This is a genomic window from uncultured Propionibacterium sp. (assembly GCF_963539965.1).
Classification (GTDB): domain Bacteria; phylum Actinomycetota; class Actinomycetes; order Propionibacteriales; family Propionibacteriaceae; genus Propionibacterium.
In genome coordinates this window covers 1-18,673 of the sequence record NZ_CAUTOU010000012.1, presented here as the reverse complement: position 1 = coordinate 18,673, position 18,673 = coordinate 1, and the positions used below count along the sequence as shown (strand labels likewise).

Genomic DNA, 18,673 nt, shown 5'->3' with positions numbered 1-18,673 from the left:
AGAATCTTACGTTCCGGAACCGGCTCGGTTCATCCACGGGTGTGAGGGCCCGGCCCACGGCGTAGGCTCGGCCCGTGCTTGACGTGCTGAGCGGTTTCGCCACCATCTGGGCGGTGATCGGCGTCGGCGCAGCCGTGGCCCACCTGGGCGTCCTCGGCCAGGACGCCCAGCGACTGCTCAGCCGCTTCGCCTTCTTCATCGGCCTGCCGCCGCTCCTGTTCATGATGATGTCCAGAGCCGATCTGGGGCGCATCTTCAGCCTCAACGTCGTCGTCTCGATCGGCGCGATCCTCGTCTCGGCGGGCCTGTACCTGGGCTCGTGCCTGCTGCGCGCCCGGCTGGCCGGGCACGAACGGCCCGGCCTGGGCCACACGGTCATCGGGACCTTCTGCTCGGCCTACGTCAACGCCAACAACATGGGCGTGCCCATCGCCTCCTACGTGATGAAGGACACCGGCTGGGTGGCGCCGGTGCTCATGATCCAGGTCATCGTCCTGCAGCCGCTGGGGCTGAGCCTGCTCGACGCGGACGACGCCCGGCGCACCGGCGGGCGCACCCGCCTGCTGCACAACGCCTCGACGCCCTTCCGGAACCCGATGACGATCGGCGTCCTGCTCGGCCTGGCCGTCAACCTGCTCGGCCGGACCCCGCCGGCGCTTGTCGCCGACACCCTCGATCTGCTGGGCGGGGTCGCCGTGCCCAGCATGCTCGTGGCCTTCGGCATCTCGCTGCGGCTCGGCCCGCCGCCAGGGCGCGAGAACAGGGGGGAGACCCTCCTCATCTGCGCGCTCAAGCTCCTCGTCCAGCCGGTGTCCGCCTGGGTGCTCGCCCGCGTCCTCGGGCTGGACCTGGCGACGACCCTCGCCGTGGTGGTCATGGCGGGCCTGCCGACGGCTCAGAACGTCTTCGTGTTCAGCTCCCGCTACGGCACGAGCGTGTCCCTGGCCAGGGACGTCATCTTCATCACGACGGTCTGCTCGATTCCCGCGATCACCCTCTACGCGGCCCTGGTCCATGCGCTGGGCTGACCGGCGGCCGCTACCGGCGGCCGCTTCCCGGGACAAATCCTGACACATCCTCCCGCCCCGGCGGGGCCTGGCTACCTTGGGGTGCATGGATTCCGCTGCTCCCGAACTGACCATCGCCGACATGAGATCGGTCGACGCCTGGTGGCGCGCCTGCAACTACCTGGTCATCGGCCAGATCTACCTGCAGGAGAACCCCCTGCTCAAGCACGAGGTGCGCCCCGAGGACATCAAGCCGCGCCTGCTGGGGCACTGGGGCACCAGTGCCGGCCTGGGGTTCATCTACTCCCACGTCAACCGCCTGATCCGCTGCACCGACCAGGACTGCATCTACATCGCCGGCCCCGGTCACGGCGGCCCGGCCCTGGTGGCCGCCGGCTACCTGGAGGGTACCTACACCGAGACCTACCCGCGCATCACGCAGGACGAGGAGGGCATGCGGCGCCTGTTCCGCCAGTTCTCCGCCCCCGGCGGCATCCCCTCGCACGCCTCCGTCACGACCCCCGGCTCCATCCACGAGGGCGGCGAGCTCGGTTACGCCCTGTCGCACGCCTTCGGCGCCGTCTTCGACAACCCCGATCTGCTCGCCGTCGCCGTGGTCGGCGACGGCGAGGCCGAGACGGGCCCGCTGGAGGGCGGCTGGAAGGGCATCAGCTTCCTCAACCCCGAGCATGACGGCGCCGTCCTGCCGATCCTGCACCTCAACGGCGCCAAGATCGCCGGCCCAACCGTCCAGGCCCGTAAGGAACCGGCCGAGCTCCGGGCCCTGTACGGGGGCCACGGTTACGAGGTCGTCGAGGTCGGGGGCGACGACCTGCCGTGGATGCACGAGCGCTTCGCCGCCGCACTGAACCACTGCTACGGCCGCATCCGCCAGATCCAGGCCGAGGCCCGTTCCGGCCTCTGGGACGGCGCCCGCCCGCGCTGGCCGATGATCATCCTGCGCACCCCGAAGGGCTGGACCGGTCCCAGGCTGGTCGACGGCGAGCAGATCGAGGGCACCTGGCGCGCCCATCAGGTGCCGCTGAACGGAATCAGGGACGACGAGGAGCACCGCGCCCTGTTCGAGGAGTGGATGCGCTCCTACCGGATCGACGAGCTCTTCAACGCCGACGGCAGCCCCACCGAGCTGGTCCGCGCCAACAACCCCATCGGCGACAAGCGCATGAGTGCCACGCCGTACGCCAACGGCGGCAAGGGGCCGGTCGACCTGGACGTGCCGGACTACCGGGACTACGGGGTCGGGGTCACGGCGGCCACCCGTGGCGGTGAGCGCCTGGAGTCCACCCGCAAGCTGGGCGAGCTCATGCGCGACATCTACCGGAGGAACCCGACGGACTTCCGCCTGTTCTGCCCCGATGAGACCACCTCGAACCGTCTCGGAGCCGTCTTCGAGGCCAGCGAGCGCGCCTTCGCCGAGCGCACCGATCTGCTCGACGTGAAGCTCTCGAACAGCGGTCGAGTCATGGAGGTGCTCTCCGAGCACAACTGCCACGGCTGGCTCGACGGCTACACGCTGACCGGCCGCCACGGCCTGTTCGCCACCTACGAGGCCTTCTCGATGGTCTCGGCGTCCATGACGATGCAGCAGGCCAAGTGGCTCGAGGAGGCCTACCGCCTCGAGTGGCGTGAGAAGGTGCCGAGCACGAACATCCTGCTCAGCTCCACCTGCTGGCGCAACGACCACAACGGCTTCAGCCACCAGAGCCCCGAACTCCTCTCACTGGTGCTGAACATGCGCGGCACGGTGAGCCGAATCTACCTGCCGCCGGACGCGAACTGCCTGCTGGAGGTCAGCGACCACTGCTTCCGCTCGCATTCGTACATCAACCTGATCGTCCAGGACAAGCAGCCCCAGCCCCAGTGGCTGAGCATGGCGGAGGCCGTCGAGCACTGCACCCGCGGCTACGGCATCTGGGACTGGGCCGGCACCGATCAGCTGGGCGACGAGAAGCCCGACATCGTCCTGGCCTGCGCCGGCGACGTCGTGACGATGGAGGCCGTCGCCGCGGCCGAGATCCTCAAGGCCCGCCTGCCGCGGCTGAAGGTGCGCCTGGTCAACGTCGTCGACCTCATGTCGCTGTACCGTCCGAAGGACCACCCGCACGGCATGAGCTCGAAGGAGTTCACCGACACCTTCACCGACGACGTCGACGTGGTCTTCGCCTTCCACGGCTACCCGGGCGCCATCCACCAGCTCGTCCACGGCCGTCCCGACGCGGACCGCTTCCGCGCCCGCGGCTTCACCGAGCAGGGCACCACGACGACGCCCTTCGACATGGTCGTGCGCAACGGGGTGGACCGCTACCACCTGGTCATGGACGCCATCAACAACGCGACCACCAGCCCCGAGGGCAGCCACGAGCTGTACCAGTGGTGCGACTCGCAGCTGGCGCGTCACCACGAGTACATCGTGGAGCACCTCGAGGACATGCCCGAGATCCGCGACTGGCGGCTCGGCGCCGACGCCTCCGGCGCCCTCTGACCGACCCCACCAGGACCGAGGCCGGGGCGGCCCGCGAGGAGAGCGCCGGGGCCAGGCGGCGGGGCCGAGCAGCCGGGCGGGCCTGACCGCGGCAGGCGCTTGGGACGGCGGGGGCCATCCTCGCCCGCCCCCGGTCCGCCGCAGGGCGCCGCGCCGGCGGCCTATGCTTGACCCGACATGCCAGACACGCGCGAGAGCCCGGCCGGCGAGCCGCTCATCCAGTTCGATTCCAGCCTGCCGATCAGCGCCCATGCCGACGAGATCGCCGGGCTCATCAGGGACAACCAGGTCGTTGTCGTGGCCGGCGAGACCGGCTCGGGCAAGACCACCCAACTACCGAAGATCGCCCTGGCCCTGGGGCGGCGCCGTATCGGCCACACCCAGCCGCGGCGCATAGCGGCCCGCACCGTGGCCGAGCGCCTGGCCGACGAGATGGGCGTGCCGATCGGCGGCACCGTCGGCTACCAGGTGCGCTTCACCAGGGCGGCCACCCAGCAGACCCGCGTCAAGGTCATGACCGACGGCGTCATGCTCGCCGAGATCAACCACGACCGGCAGCTGCGCCGCTACGACACGATCATCATCGACGAGGCCCACGAGCGCAGCCTCAACATCGACTTCCTGCTCGGCTACCTCAAGCAGCTGCTGCCCGCCCGCCCCGACCTGAAGGTCGTCATCACCTCGGCGACGATCGACACCGTCCGCTTCGCCGAGCACTTCGCCGCGCCCGACGGCACGCCCGCCCCCGTCATCGAGGTCTCCGGGCGCACCTGGCCGGTCGAGGTCCGCTACCGGCCGCCGGCCGAGGCCGACGACCCCGACATGCCGGCCGCGGTCGTCCAGGCCGTGCGCGAGCTCGGGCCGGACGGCGACATCCTCGTCTTCCTGTCCGGCGAGCGCGAGATCGCCGAGGCCGCCGCCGCGCTGGACGGCGCCGGGCTCGTCCCCGGCGCCGAGGTGCTCCCACTGTTCTCGCGCCTGCCGTCGGCCGAGCAGCACCGCGTCTTCACCGCGCACAGCGCCCGGCGCATCGTCCTGGCCACCAACGTCGCCGAGACCTCGCTGACGGTGCCCGGCATCCGCTACGTCATCGACACCGGCCTGGCCCGCGTCTCGCGCTACTCGGCGCGCACCAAGGTGCAGCGCCTGCCCGTAGAACCCATCAGCCGGGCCAGCGCCGACCAGCGCGCCGGCCGGTGCGGTCGCCTCGGGCCGGGCGTGTGCGTCCGCCTCTACTCCCAGGAGGACTACCTGGCGCGCCCCGAGTTCACCGAGCCCGAGATCCTGCGCACGAACCTGGCCTCGGTCATCCTCAAGATGGCCGGCGCCGAACTGGGGAACATCAACGACTTCCCGTTCGTCGAGGCCCCCGACCGCGCCCAGGTGGCCGACGGCCTGCGACTGCTCGACGAACTCGGCGCCCTCAAGGGCTCCGACCGCCGCAACCCGCGCCTGACCCGCACCGGTCACCGGCTCGCCGAGATGCCCATCGACCCGCGCCTGGGCCGCATGCTCGTCGAGGCCTCCCGTCGCGGCTGCCTGCGCGAGACCGAGGTGATCGTCGCCGCCCTGGCCATGCAGGACGTGCGCGAGCGCCCGGTCGAGAAGCGCCAGCAGGCCGACCGGCTCCACCGCCGCTTCCTCACCGACGAGGTCCTCGGCGATCCCGACGCCGCGCCCGGGGACCCGCGGGACGCCGGGCCGGCGCGCTACACATCGCAGAACGGCCGCAGGGGCGAGTTCGACGAGGAGGACGGGAAGAAGGCCGCCGGCCCCGGCGGCGACGTCATGGCCATCTGGCGCCTGTGGAGCTACCTGCAGATCCAGCGCAGGCGCCTGTCGGGCAATCAGTTCCGCCGCCGCTGCCGCGCCGAGTTCATCAACTATCTGCGCGTGCGCGAGTGGCAGGACCTGCGCGCCCAGCTGTCCGACATCGACAGGGACCTGCGCCTGAGGCGCAACGACCGCCCCGGGGGCGTCGAGGCCGTCCTGCAGTCGATCCTGTCGGGCCTGCTCTCGCACATCGGCCTGCTCCAGGTCGAGACCGGGCCCAAGGGCGCGCGGCACCGCGGCAGGCGCCGGTCCCGCGGCCCGCGCGAGTACCTCGGGGCGCGCGGCACCCGGTTCGCCATTGCGCCCGGGTCGGCGCTGTCCGGGCAGAACCCGCCGCTGGTCATGGCCGTCGAGCTGGTCGAGACGAGTCGCCTGTGGGCGCGCACCTGCGCCCGGATCGAACCCGAGTGGGTCGAGTCCGTGGCCGGCCCGCTGGTCAAGTACAGCTACTCCGGCGCGCACTGGTCGAGCAGTTCGGCCGGCGTCCTGGCCTACCAGAGGGCCACCCTGTACGGCGTGCCGCTCATCGCCGACCGCCTCGTCGACTACGGGCGCGTCGAGGCGGCCGGGGCCCGCGAGATCTTCATCCGCACCGGCCTCGTCAAGGACGGCTGGCAGCCCGGCCGCGCCCGCGTCCGGCACGACTTCATCGCGCACAACAGGCGGATGCGTGCCGAGGCGGCCGAGCTGGAGGAGCGCACCCGCCGCCGCGACCTGCTCGTCGACGACCAGACGATCTTCGACTTCTACGACGCCCGTATCCCGGCCGCCGTGCACTCGGCGGCCACCTTCGACGCCTGGTGGGCCCACGAGCCCGACCAGCACCTGCTCGACCTGTCGATGGCGGACCTGATGCGCGCCGACGCGGACGGCGTCGATGCCGGCGCCTTCCCCGACCACTGGCGCGTCGGCGACCTGAACCTGCCCGTCAGCTACGTCTTCGACCCCGGATCCGGCGCCGACGGGGTGACGGTCTCGGTCGAGCTCGCCGAGCTCAACCAGCTCAGCGCCGAGCCCTTCAGCTGGCAGGTGCCCGGCCTGCGCGCCGAACTGGCCACCGAACTCATCCGCACGCTGCCTAAGCTGGTGCGCACCAGCCTCATCCCGGCCCCCGACCATGCCCGCGCGGCCCTGCGCTGGCTCAGGGCGAACGGGGCCGATCACTCGCGCTTCCTGCACGCCGAGCTCGGGCGGGCCCTGCGCGCCCTGACCGGTGTCGTCGTCGAGGCCGACCAGTGGGACCCCGGCGCCGTCCCCGGGCACCTGCGCGTGCGCTTCCTGGTGCTCGAGCAGGGCAAGGCCGTCGAGCAGGGCGAGGACCTGATCGCCCTGCAGCGGCACTTGGCGGAGCGCGTCTCGGCCACCCTCACCCGGGCCTCGCGCGGTGCGGGGCGGACCGGCGCCACCGACTGGGCCTTCGGGACGATCGAGGCCACCAGCACGATCCGCCGCGGCGGTCTGCAGGCCGTCGGCTACCCGGCCCTGCGCGATGACGGCGACTCCGTCGCCCTCTTCCTGGCCGAGAACCCGCGGGCCGCCGCGGACTCCCACGAGCGCGGCATCAGGCGGCTGCTCGTCCTGGTCACCCCGGATCCGACGCGCTGGGTGGTCTCCCACCTCGGCTCGCAGGAGAAGCTCCGGCTCGGCTACAGCCCGTATCCGAGCGTGCCGGACCTGCTCGCCGACGCCCGGCTGAAGGCCGTGGACCGGGCCGCCCGCTCGCACGCCGAGCCCGCCCGGGTGCGCGACGAGGAGCAGTTCACCGAGCTGGCCGCCCAGGTGCGCACCGACCAGGCCGACGTGATGCACGAGGTCGTCGTCACCGCCTCGGCCGCCCTCGGCTGGGCCCGGCAGGTCCGGGCCGACCTGGCCGGTGCGCCGGCCGTCACCGCGGAGGACGTGACGGCCCAGCTCGAGAACCTGGTCTTCCCGGGCTTCATCTCGTTCACCGCCGACCCCTGGTACGCGCACCTGCCGCGCTACCTGCAGGCGGCGTCGATGCGCCTGGACGCCGCGAAGGCCGACCCTGCCCGGGACGAGGAACTGCTGGCCGGCTACGACGAGCTCGCGGCCGAGTACGACGAGCTGTGCGCCGACCAGCCTCTTGGACCGCTGCCCAGGCAGGTCGACGACATCGGGTTCCTGCTGGAGGAGTACCGGGTGCAGCTGTTCGCCCAGCGCCTCGGCACCAGCCGGACGGTCTCGCCCAAGCGCATCCGCCGGACGATCGCGGAGGCCGCCGATCAGGAAGGCCCATCATGAGGCTGATTTTCCCACCAGGTGAGGCTCTCCCGGCTCTCGGGGCGTCAGACCGAGCGCGCGCAGAACCTCCGGTGGAGTGGCGGCGTTCAGACACACGGACAGCCGCAGAGTGCTGCTGACACCGATGAGGGCCGGCAACGCGGATGTGCCCAGGGGGGGCGGTGCCGCCCGGCCGTGCCGCACCGTCGGGCGGGACGATGACTGCTGCCCCGTTGCCGGCGTCTGCCAGCGCGCTGGTCCCGACAGTGAAACTGGTAGTGGTGCTGCTAGTGGACACGACCAGGGCCTCTCCGGGGGCGAGTTGAGGGCCTGTGGCCAGTCCTGGACCGATCAGCACGGTGTCCGCGTCGAGGGTGGGAGACATCGACCGGACATCGAGCGGCCAGCACCTGGTCCGTGGTGTGCTGGGCTCTGGTGGCGCCCACGAGCAGGCCGTGAACCGGTACTAGCCGGACACTGTGCCGGATCCAGCTTGCGTGCAAGAGCCGCGGAAGGACCGGCCGAAAGTTCTATTCCTCGCGGGAGACGTACAGCCGCGTCAGGCCGCTGCCCTTCCGCCGCCGCCGCACGGTTATCTCCCCATCGATTTCCCGCATGGACCGGACATGAGTTCCGCCGCACGGGATGACGAATCCGGCCGCCTGCCACAGGCGAATGCCGTCGGCCGTCTCCACCACGTGCGCGTCGGTCCCCGAATCGGCCAGTTGCTGTACGCGCTGCTGGATACCGGGGAGGGCTTCCGCGGCGATGTCCGCGCGAAAATCGAATCGTGCAGAACGTCCCTCTATCTGACAGCCCTTGGTCGCGACCGGCAGGCCCTGCCCGGCAAGGAACTCGCTGGTGGCGATGAACAGCAGGTGCGCGAGCGTGTGCATCTTCATGTTGGCATAGCGCCAATCCCAGTCGAGGGTCGAGGAGACGACATCGCCAACCGTGCAATCATGGCCGGGAACAGTGTGGACTATTACGGACGCGACGGCCACGGAGCTGCCGTGCTCGGCCTGCTGGAATTGAACGCGCTCACGCCTCAGCGCCGTGATCTCGTGGCCGTTCAGCCAGCCCCTGTCGGCGGCCTGCCCGCCTCCTTCGGGATAGCAGAGGGTGGCTGAGAGAACGACGTCATCGCCATCGATGGCGATCACTGAGGAAGTCGCCTGCCGCTGATAGGGGTCGGCGTTGTAGAGCAACTGGGTGAAAGGAATCGTGTTTATATTTAAATTCATTGCAACGCTCCTACTAGATGGGGCCTTAGATAAGATTCTGGTAGAGTTCACCTCTGTCTGGGAAAAAAGTCAAGACAACTGCGTTATCTCCAATCTCGTGCATAACATCTAAACTTCCAGCATAGGCGACACCCGAAGAACCTCCCACGAAGATTCCCTTTCGTGCTAATCTTTGACAATGCTCAACAGCTTCTTCATCAGTATACACGTGGACGCCTCGTACCAAGTGCATCGCTCTGCTTATGACCCCAGGAATAGTATTTTGATTGCCGGTTCCTCGAAGAATAGAAAAACCCGGTTTCCCTCCAAAGGTAATGGAGCCTTGCCGATCTGCCACGTATGAAGGAATTGAATAGCGGTTCAACATTTCCGCAAGTGCAGTAAAGTGACCTCCGCTTCCGACAACGAAGCATCCCGCGTCTACACGATCCATGGAGTTGAGTCGCAACTCCATTTTTGGTACCAGCCAACGTCGGTAAACCTCTGGGTTGAGGTCAGAATCATTTTGTCTTGGCCAATAGAATTCTTCATTATCAGCCAATAAGCCATGAAGTCGATCATCCCGACTTTGCTGCATTCCGAGAGTTGGGTGAGGTTCACCGACTAAGTGTATAGTCGCACCTAAATATTCAAGCTTGCGGAGCGTGATCTGTGGAATGTTGATGTCCGAAACGAGATGGATAGGATGCCCTAGAAGGATTCCCGCGGCTGCGAGTCCAACTCCTAGAGAGCCAGAAGTAGATTCAATGACGGGTTGTCCTGGTGACAGCTCGCCGGTGCGTCTTGCCAGGAGGAGTAATCCTATTCCTAGAATTGATTTGAAGCTGGATTCTGTCGTGGGAGAACCGAAAATGGCACGTATTTCCCCTTGTGGATGGCGGATACGGGTGATCTTTAGATCGCAAAGCGTTTCGATACGTTGTTCCGCTTCGTCGAGGCTGATTATTTTATTCATGACTCAGACTCCAAAATCATCTTCGATCGATAAATAGCGCCGAGGAGTATAACTATTCCTATTATTTGCGGAAGGGCTAATTCTTCTTTGAACAAGATATATGCATATAGGGCCGCGGCTATAGGTTGTAGCAGTACAAACAGGGAAGCGAGCTGAAGCGGCAGAAACCGTACGGCATGTGCCATGAGGGTCTGACCCAAGATCTGGGAAGTTACCGCCAATATTACGAGCAGTAGCCACCCTCGCCATGTTTGAGGTACTATTCTTTCTCCCCTCAAGAACGCTACTGTAAAACATCCGAGAGCACACCATAAACTCAGGATCGACATGATACGCATTGCTGGGTGACGTTCTCGGAGCCCCTTGGCGACAACGAGAAACCCCGCGTAGAAGAATGCCGTACTCAACGCCAAAATATCACCGAACACGTGCGTAGGATTCAAATGAACATCAGCCAGGGCAAGTAGTGTCAATCCCCCTAATGCGAAAAGTGCTGGCATTACTAACCGTTTGTCGGGGACAGTATGGTAAAAAATCCATCCATAAATCGCGACGATGAATGGAACGAGATTTGCCAGAAGATTAGACTCGGCTAAGGTCGTATAGAAGAAAGACACGTTCCACAAACACAAGTCTGCAGCGAGCAAGAAACCTCCAGCTGCAATAATGGTGTGATCGCGGAATGCCAGCTTGGGTTGGCTGCCTCGGTGTCGTCCTGGAATGCTTAGCAAAAACAGCATTGGAGCTGCTATGAGTGAGCGAAAACCACCAGTCGCAATAGGACCAGCTTCACTGAGTCTGACAAAAACTCCACCGAGAGCTAGACAGCAAACGGCGAAGATAACGTATACAATTGCTTTCTTCTGTTGGCTCTTCAAGACAGTCTTCTGTTTAGTGGATTCATGTTTAATATTCATGATTCCAAGATATTTAGAATAGGTAGTGGTGTTATTTCTGGCAAAGCGCACAGCTTTTTTCTAATACAGTGGACCTTGGCTTCCATGGCAGAATCATCGGACGGAATCAATATTCCTATCATCGTTCCGCTATGTGCTACACAGAGTCCACATGCGTGGACTTCGTCCACGAGTCTTAAGGCGCAGTCATAACTTCGTTTCGGTAGGACCTTCTGATGCAGCTCTGAACTTGCTGTCGCTATACGTCCCACTTCCCAGCGGTCATTTTTGACTAATGCTGTGTCCATTTGGTCAAATAATTTTTGATAAGTTTCTGAGTAGTCTTTGCAAGGAGGGTGAGTGGCGTGAAAATCAACAGTATCAACTTTACCTCCTTCATCAACTCCTATTATGGTTAAACCCATGTTGGTGTGATATTTTTTGATAGCTTTATATTCTTCTTGCGCGCAGGCAGTGATACCTGGGTAGAGGAGGTATTCACCTCGCTCAAGTGTCATGGCGATATGCGATATCAATGCTGATGCCACAGGAAGGGGAACCTGAGGGAAAAAATAATCATAGAAAGCTATGGCAGTTGCCACTATATCGGCTGTCGAACTTGAACATCCCTTCCCCATCGGAATATTTGATTTGACATGTAGAACTAGATCATCAAGGTCCACGTTCGTTTCATCAGCAAGAGCGTGCAACATAGAAAGAGCTTTTGTTTTATCTTGATCAAGATTCTGGTTGAGGTTATCCTTTGGTGTCAGATATGCTTTTACTTGATATTCGACGATGGGGGAAGTAAAGAGAAAATGATGTACTCTGCCTGAATCAAAGGTATAACCCTGCAGGAGCTCTCCGAATGTCCCATGCACATGGTCTATAGAAGCGATGGGGAAGATTTCTGTGTTAAAGCGGCATAGATGCCGTCTTGTCCCCGTAGCGGAAGCCGCAAACTTGGTTCGCATACTATGCATCTAAGCCCTAGTCGCGAGTTTTCGCAACAGGGTGGTCACATGGTGGACACTTCTATGTCAAGAGCCGTTAAATAGCCTTGAAATACCTTCTGACTTGGCCTTTCGCTTTGCAAAGAACAGCCAAGGCTAACATAAATTAAAGATCGCTGAAACCTGTGAATGTGTTAATCTTCCAGCCGCTTGCGCCATCGATCTCACAGCTGGTTCACAGATATGTTTCGTGTGCAACCCCGTTGATCTGATGTTCATACTGAATGAAGAATGAATAGTAACTCGAATGATCAAACTGATTCAGTGTTCAATGATAACCAGGTTTGATGAATCCTGAGTGCAATGAGAAAAGCCATCGGGGAATGGCTGACCGGCTGGGACGGACCAAGACGGGTTCGATCCTGATCGGATATGTCAATGTGGAACACTGCCAAGAACCGTATCGCAGACCTGCAACCTGACCAGACCTTCGGTGGCTTCCATCCCCCACCTCGCAGGGCGCACCTTCGACGATGACCTTCGGCGCCTCCCGACCCTCGAACCAACAGCCGATCTTGTTTTATGGCAGCTGCATGCCTCCCTCTCGCCGTACCTTTTGTGTGGTGTGCTGCCCGCCGGGGGCCGCGGCCGCCTCTCAGACCGCCTCCCCGCTCAGCCGCAGGGTCTCGCGCACCGGCCCCGGCCAGCCGGCCACGTCCATGCCGTGGGTGGCGAACAGGGCGATCGCGACGCGCTCGATGCCGAAACCCGCGCAGGCGGTGTGGGCCGGCTCGCCGCCGGGCAGTTGAATGCCGAAGCTCTCGGCGAAGTGCGCCCGATGCGCGTTCGAACTCGAAATGGCCGTGCGCCGGCCGGGGTAGAGACCGATGTTGATCTCATTCTTCATGCCCGACTGCAGCTGGTTGGCGGCCAGCATCCGGCCGATGCGCCCGAAGAAGGGATCGTTCGCGCGGTCGGTGGCGACGTCCAGGCCCAGCCCGCGGAAGAAGCCCACCAACAGCTCGAGCCATTCGGCACGGAGGGCCTCCGCGCCCTCGGGAGTGCCCAGGTAGACGTACTCGCAGATGCGGAAGCTCACCATGCGCATCGGATCGTCGCTGGGCTCGTGGCGGAAGCACCAGCTGCGGCAGGCCACGGTCGCCGGGGCGGCGAGCGTGCCCGCATAGCGCGGGTAGACGTTCTCGCAGGTGGCCGGGACGAGCGTCATGCCGCTCGGCTCGAAGTGGCCGGTCCAGTCGTTGCCGGCGTCGATGTCCCCGATGAGGGCGCGGTGCCGGGCGTCGCCGCCGCGGAAGACCTCGACCTCGCCGACCAGCTGCGGGAAGGAGCGCGGATAGTCCGTGGCGGCGAACTGGGCCGCGTCGATGAGCGGGCCGAAGGACATGACCCGGGTGCCGGCCGGCGCCTTGTCGAAGTAGGCGCGCCAGAGCCCGTCGACGACGGCCTCGAAGTCGGGGCCGTGGCCGTCGATGCCCCGGCGGGCGCCCGGAAGCAGGTGCCCGGCCTCGCGCAGCGCGTCGCGCAGGTCCAGCTCGCTGGTGGTCAGGCTCATGCCAACGCCTCCACCTCGGCGACGATGGCGCCGATGGAGGCCATCGTCGCGGGCGTCATCCGCTCCGGCGGGAACTCGATGTCGAGCCGGTCCTCGATCTCCAGCAGCAGGCTCACCGCCGCGTGCGAGGTCAGCCCCGCATCGGCCAGCAGGTCATCCGCCGCAAGGCTCATCGCGTCCTCGTCCAGGTTGCCCACCTCGGCGAGCGCCTCGCGCACCGCCTGTTCCGTTCTGCCCATCGTGTGTCTCCTGTGTTCGGACCTGGTCGGTCCCCTGATTGGTCTGCGCCACTACTGCGGCGCCGCTGCGGCCTGGCGGATGCGCCCCGGGTGGTACCGCCGTCCCGGCTCCGGCGCCCATCTCAGCGCGCGCCCGCCCGGTGCCCGCGCACCCAGGCGTGCCCGTCGACGTCCCGGCGCAGCTTGCCTGCGGCGGTCAACGGCAGCTCGTCGACCCGGGTCAGGCGCATCGGCACCTTGTACGGGGCCAGCTGCCGTTCGCACAGCGCCAGGGCCGCCCCCGGATCGACGGCCGCTCCGGGGGCGGCCGTGAAGGCGGCCAGGAGGATGTTCACGCCGGGCGTCGTCTCGCGCGCGTAGACGAAGGCGCGCGCAATGCCCGGGACCGTTTCGAGCAGCTGCTCGACTTCGGTGGGGGCGACGTTCTCGCCCTGCACCGAGACGATCTCCTTCAGCCGTCCGCGCACGTAGAAGAAGCCCTGCTCGTCCATGCTCACCAGATCGCCGGTGCGCAGGAAGCCGTCGGACGTGAAGGCCTCGGCCGTTGCCTGCGGGTCCTGCCAGTAGCCGGAGAAGACGATCGGGCCGCGCAGCTGCAGTTCGCCGACCCTGCCAGGGCCCAGCCGCCGGGTGGGCTCGCCTGGCGCGCAGACGCGCACGTCGATCCCGGGCAGCGGAACGCCGCAGCTCCCGGCCGGCATGACCTCGGTGCGGGTCAGCGGCGTCAGGCCGTAACCCGTCGACTCGGTCATGCCCCAGCCGTTGACCGGGCGCGCATTGCTGATGCGCGACCAGAGCTCCTCGATGCGCGGGGTCAGCGGCAGCCCGCCGGTGTAGACGAAGAGGTCGTCGAAGCGGACGCCGGCGCGATCCGCGTTGGTGGCGATCCACTCCAGGACCGGGGGAACGGTGGCCAGGCGGCTCGGCGGGCGCCGGCGCGCGGCATCGAGGATCGCGTCGGCGTCGAGCCCGTGGAAGGCCACGATCTCGGCCCTCCTGGCCAGGGTGACGAGCAGTTGGTCCACGAGCGAGAAGACGTGGTGCAGGGGCAGCGTCAGGAAATGGGCCCCCCGGTCCAGGCCCGGGTCCTGGGCCATGTTGAGGTGCTCGGCTATGCCGCAGCCGATCATCGCGTGGGTGAGGGGGACGCCCTTGGGCCGCCCGGTGGAGCCGGAGGTGTACAGCAGCAGGGCCGTGTCGCCCGCGCCGGGGCGGGGGTGGTCGGCGGCCAGCGGATCGTGGCCGAGCAGCCCGGCCCACTGCGGGCGGTCGTCCGTGCCGTGCTGCCCGGCCGGCGCGTCCGGGCCGATCGCGACGGCAGGCACGCCCCGGGGGACGAGCCGGGCGCGCGTGGCGTCGACGACGGCCAGCCGTGCCCGGTGGCTCTCGAACAGCGCCTCGAGCTCGTGGCCGGTGGCGTTCATGTCGTGCTCGACGACGATGATGCCGGTGCGCAGGGCCGCCAGCAGCACGATGAGGTGTTCGGGACAGGCCTCTGCCATGAGCGCCAGCCGGTCCCCGGCCCTCAGCCCCGCGGCGAGCAGGCCGGAGGCGACCCGCAGGCAGGAATCCAGCAGCTCGCCGTAGGTGAGGGCGCGCCCGCAGTAGTCCAGCGCGGTCAGATCGGGGTCGGCCGACTCCAGCCCGAGCGTGCCGAGCACATCGGTCGTGACCGGTGCGATGCCCGGCGCCACCTCGGGCGGGTAGCGGTCGAGCCACGGGCCGTCGATCACCTCGGCCCCGCCGCTTCCTGCTCCGCGTCGCGGTCGCGGAAGTCCTCCTTGTGGTCGCGGTACCAGGCGACGGTGCTGGCGATCCCCTCGCGCAGGCCGTAGCGGGGCCGCCAGCCCAAGGCGGCCAGCAGGCCCACGTCGAGCAGCTTCTGGGGGGTGCCGTCCGGCTTGGAGCCGTCCCAGCGGACCTCGCCGGTGTAGCCGGTCGCTTCGGCCACCAGGGCGGCGAGCTCGGCGATGGTGCAGTCCCGGCCGGTGCCCACATTGACCTGGCTGGGGCCGTCGTAGTGGTCCATCAGGTACAGGCAGGCGTCGGCCATGTCGTCCACGTGCAGGAACTCGCGGCGCGGCGTGCCCGTGCCCCAGTTCGTGATGCTCGTCGCGCCGGTGGCGGCGGCCTCGTCGTAGCGGCGGATCATGGCCGGCAGCACGTGCGAGCCGATGAGGGCGAAGTTGTCCTCGGGCCCGTACAGGTTCGTCGGCATGGCCGAGATCCACGGCAGGCCGTACTGGCGGCGCACGGCCTGCGTGCCGATGATGCCGGCGATCTTGGCGATCGCGTAGGCGTCGTTGGTCGGCTCCAGGTGGCCGGTGAGCAGCGCGTCCTCGGTGATCGGCTGGGGGGCCAGCTTCGGGTAGATGCACGAGGAGCCGAGGAACAGCAGGCGCTCGGTGCCGTGGGCCAGCGCCGCGTCCATGACATTGGTCTGGATGCGCAGGTTGACCGACAGGAAGTCGACCGGGTGCGTGTCGTTCGCCATGATGCCGCCGACCTTGGCCGCCGCCAGGAAGACGTGGCGGGGCCGGTTGGCCCGGAAGTAGGCGAAGACGGCCTCGCGGTCGGTCAGGTCGAGCTCGCGGTGGCCCGCCCCGATCAGGCGGCTGAAGCCGTCCCGGGCCAGGCGGCGCCAGATGGCCGAGCCGACCATGCCGCGGTGGCCGGCGACGTAGGTGAGCGCGTCGCGATCGATCGGGGTGGGCGTGTATTCCGGGTTCGTCATGCTCGTGCCTCCGCATACGGGATCTGGCCTGCCCAGGAGGTCTGGGGGGTGTCGATCCACGGGTCGGTGTGGTGGGCGAGGATCTGGATGTCCGCGTCCACCATGATCTCGGCCAGACGCCTGGCGTCGACCTGCGCGCGCCAGCCGAGCCGCTCATCGGCCCTGGCCGGGTCGCCGATGAGGGCGTCGACCTCGGTGGGACGAAGATAGCGCTCGTCGAACCTCACGTAGTCCTGCCAGTCCAGGTCGGCGCAGCCGAAGGCGTAGCCGAGGAATTCGCGCACCGTCGTGCCCCGGCCGGTGGCCAGGCAGAAGTCCTCGGGCTCGTCGGCCTGCATGATGCGCCACATGCCCTCGACGTACTCGGCGGCGTAGCCCCAGTCGCGGACCGAGTCGATGTTGCCCATGTACAGCTCGTTCTGCTGGCCGGCCCTGATGGCGGCTACGGCGCGCGTGATCTTGCGGGTCACGAAGGTGCCGCCGCGGCGCGGGGACTCGTGGTTGAAGAGGATGCCGTTGACCGCGAACATGTCGTAGGCCTCGCGGTAGTTCTTGGTGATCCAGTAGCTGTACATCTTCGCGGCGCCGTAGGGCGAGCGCGGGTACATCGGCGTGGACTCGTTCTGGGGCGGGGGAGTCGCGCCGAACAGCTCCGAGGTGGAGGCCTGGTAGAAGCGGGCGCCGATACCGGACTGGCGCACCGCCTCCAGCAGCCGGACCGTGCCGACGCCGGTGGTGTCGGCGGTGTGCTCCGGTTCGTCGAAGGAGACGCGCACGTGCGACTGGGCGGCCAGGTTGTAGACCTCGTCGGGGCCGATGTCGTGCAGCAGCGTCACCAGGCGCGCGCCGTCGGACAGGTCGCCGTAGTGCAGGAACAGCCGGGCCCCCTCGTCGTGCGGGTCGCGGTACAGGTGATCGATGCGCTGAGTGTTGAAGCTCGAGGAGCGGCGGATGAGCCCATGGACCTCGTATCCCTTCGAGAGCAGGAGCTCGGCCAGGTAGGAGCCGTCCTGGCCGGTGATGCCGGTGATGAACGCGCGCTTGGGCATTGGGTGACTTTCGGTAGTGGTCTGTCTGTTTTCGGGGGCGTCACGGGCGCCGGTGCGTCAGTGGCCCGTCATCCGGGCCAGCCAGTCGCGCACGATCGCGACGGCCGCCTCGGGGGTGAGGTTCTCCCGGACGAAGCGCTGCGCGTTGCGGGCGGCCCGCTCGTTGCCCGCGGGGTCGCGGGCCGTGCGCTCGATCGCCTCGAGCAGGGCAGCGGGATCGGCCGGGGGGACGACCTCGCCGGCGCCGGCGGCCGCCATCTCGTGGGCGGTGGACGAGTCGGACTCGGTCGCCGCCACGACGGGCCGGCCGCTGCGGAAGTAGGTGGTGAGCTTGCTGGGCACCGCCATCTCGCGCAGACCCGGCTTCTCGTTGACGACGAGCACGTCGCCGGCCGCCAGGACGGCGCGGTACTCCTCGTCCGGCAGGGAGGGCACGAAGACGAGGTTCTTCGCGCCGGAGCCGTACTCCATGAGGGCCTCGCGGCGCGAGCCGTCGCCGACCAGAGCGATGAGGGTGCTCGAACCGGTCCTCTCGGCGTGGCGGGCCGTGTCGACGAGGTTCTCCAGCCCCTGCTTGGCGCCCATGTTGCCGGTGTGCAGCGCGACGAGCGGGGCGTCGCCGAAGTACTTCCTGCGCAGCCTGGCGGCCAGCTCCTCGTCGTACCGGGCGGCATCCACGTGGCACCAGTTCCGGCAGACGGTGACCCTGTCGGGGTCCACCCCCAGCACGTTCACGGCGTGGTCGCGGAAACGGGGGTGGATGACCAGGACGCCGTCGGCGCTGCGCAGCACCCGGGACTCGACCGCGGTGAGCAGGCGCGAGACGAGTCCGGCCCGCTCGATCTCGGCGGCACCGGACGAGTAGAGGTCCTGCACCCATACGCCGACCGGCCTGCCGGTGACCCTGGCCCGCAGGAGGACGCAGGCGGTGGCCAGCAGGGCGGGGCTGACGGCGACGACCGCCTCGGCGCCGCGCCACGAGCTGGTGACGGCGCCGGCGCCGAAGCTGAGCTCCTGGCCGATGCGGCCCATGCCGTGGCCGCCCGAGCCGATGTAATGGCGCACCCGGCGCACGTCGACGCCGTTGACGCGTTCGCGCCTGCGCAGGCCCCTCATGGCGGTGAAGTTCGACCAGAACGGGTAGTGGGGCACGCCGGTGATGACGCGCACCCGGTGGTCCGCCGCGGCCAGTCCCTCGGCCATGCCCGTCGTGTAGGGGGCGATGCCGGTGCTCTCCGGCGCGTAGTTGACGCCGACGAACAGCACCCGGCGCGGGCCGGGGCGGCTCTCCGCGCCGTGCCCGGTGCCCGGAGCCTGCCGGGATGGTCCGGCGGGGGAGGCCCCCAGCGAGTAGGCCGCGACGAGCTGCCGGGCGATGGCCGGCATCCCGAAGACGTCGCGGGCGGCTGCGTAGGCGCGCCCGCCTGCTGCCAGGCGCCCGCCGGC

General features: G+C 67.1%; 13 protein-coding genes. 3 read left to right on the top strand and 10 right to left on the bottom strand.

What is annotated here, in order from left to right:
• Positions 1 to 74 precede the first annotated feature (74 nt).
• The 3 genes from R2N01_RS03935 (at position 75) to hrpA (ending at position 7,605) form a co-directional block, all read left to right on the top strand.
• A complete protein-coding gene (locus tag R2N01_RS03935; RefSeq protein WP_316668674.1) occupies positions 75 to 1,028 on the top strand; it encodes an AEC family transporter in 954 nt (317 codons plus the stop codon).
• Positions 1,029 to 1,113: 85 nt separating this feature from the next.
• A complete protein-coding gene (locus tag R2N01_RS03930; protein ID WP_316668672.1) occupies positions 1,114 to 3,510 on the top strand; it encodes a phosphoketolase family protein in 2,397 nt (798 codons plus the stop codon).
• A 177-nt stretch (positions 3,511 to 3,687) separates the two neighbouring features.
• Positions 3,688 to 7,605 carry an ATP-dependent RNA helicase HrpA gene (hrpA, locus tag R2N01_RS03925; RefSeq protein WP_316668670.1) on the top strand — a complete coding sequence of 1,306 codons (3,918 nt, stop codon included), beginning with the start codon at positions 3,688 to 3,690 and terminating at the stop codon, positions 7,603 to 7,605.
• A gap of 509 nt (positions 7,606 to 8,114) precedes the next feature.
• Here the strand turns inward: hrpA and R2N01_RS03920 are convergent.
• The 10 genes from R2N01_RS03920 to R2N01_RS03875 form a co-directional block, all read right to left on the bottom strand.
• Positions 8,115 to 8,828, bottom strand: coding sequence for an alanyl-tRNA editing protein (locus R2N01_RS03920; protein WP_316668668.1), 714 nt, complete (start codon positions 8,826 to 8,828; stop codon positions 8,115 to 8,117).
• A gap of 25 nt (positions 8,829 to 8,853) precedes the next feature.
• A complete protein-coding gene (locus R2N01_RS03915; RefSeq protein ID WP_316668666.1) occupies positions 8,854 to 9,783 on the bottom strand; it encodes a pyridoxal-phosphate dependent enzyme in 930 nt (309 codons plus the stop codon).
• Positions 9,780 to 10,700, bottom strand: a complete 921-nt coding sequence (locus R2N01_RS03910) for a DMT family transporter (protein ID WP_316668664.1) — start codon at positions 10,698 to 10,700, stop codon at positions 9,780 to 9,782. Before R2N01_RS03910 ends, R2N01_RS03915 begins: the two co-directional genes overlap by 4 nt.
• Positions 10,697 to 11,653 (bottom strand): hypothetical protein, encoded by a 957-nt coding sequence (locus R2N01_RS03905; RefSeq protein ID WP_316668662.1) that lies wholly within the window; start codon positions 11,651 to 11,653, stop codon positions 10,697 to 10,699. Before R2N01_RS03905 ends, R2N01_RS03910 begins: the two co-directional genes overlap by 4 nt.
• Before the next feature lie 634 nt (positions 11,654 to 12,287).
• Positions 12,288 to 13,205 carry a hypothetical protein gene (locus R2N01_RS03900; protein WP_316668660.1) on the bottom strand — a complete coding sequence of 306 codons (918 nt, stop codon included), beginning with the start codon at positions 13,203 to 13,205 and terminating at the stop codon, positions 12,288 to 12,290.
• The gene (locus R2N01_RS03895) at positions 13,202 to 13,444 is read right to left on the bottom strand and encodes a phosphopantetheine-binding protein (RefSeq protein ID WP_316668658.1); all 243 of its coding nucleotides are present in this window, start codon (positions 13,442 to 13,444) and stop codon (positions 13,202 to 13,204) included. The genes R2N01_RS03900 and R2N01_RS03895 overlap by 4 nt, the downstream gene beginning before the upstream one ends.
• Positions 13,445 to 13,566: 122 nt before the next feature.
• Positions 13,567 to 15,177: an AMP-binding protein gene (locus R2N01_RS03890; RefSeq protein WP_316668657.1), complete on the bottom strand. Its 1,611-nt coding sequence runs from the start codon at positions 15,175 to 15,177 to the stop codon at positions 13,567 to 13,569.
• Complete coding sequence (locus tag R2N01_RS03885) at positions 15,174 to 16,178, bottom strand: GDP-L-fucose synthase (RefSeq protein ID WP_316668655.1); 1,005 nt, start codon at positions 16,176 to 16,178, stop codon at positions 15,174 to 15,176. Before R2N01_RS03885 ends, R2N01_RS03890 begins: the two co-directional genes overlap by 4 nt.
• Positions 16,175 to 17,227 (bottom strand): GDP-mannose 4,6-dehydratase, encoded by a 1,053-nt coding sequence (gene gmd / locus R2N01_RS03880; protein WP_316668653.1) that lies wholly within the window; start codon positions 17,225 to 17,227, stop codon positions 16,175 to 16,177. The genes R2N01_RS03885 and gmd overlap by 4 nt, the downstream gene beginning before the upstream one ends.
• A gap of 57 nt (positions 17,228 to 17,284) precedes the next feature.
• The coding region (locus tag R2N01_RS03875; RefSeq protein ID WP_316668651.1) for a glycosyltransferase family 4 protein at positions 17,285 to 18,673 on the bottom strand (1,389 nt) is incomplete at its 5' end.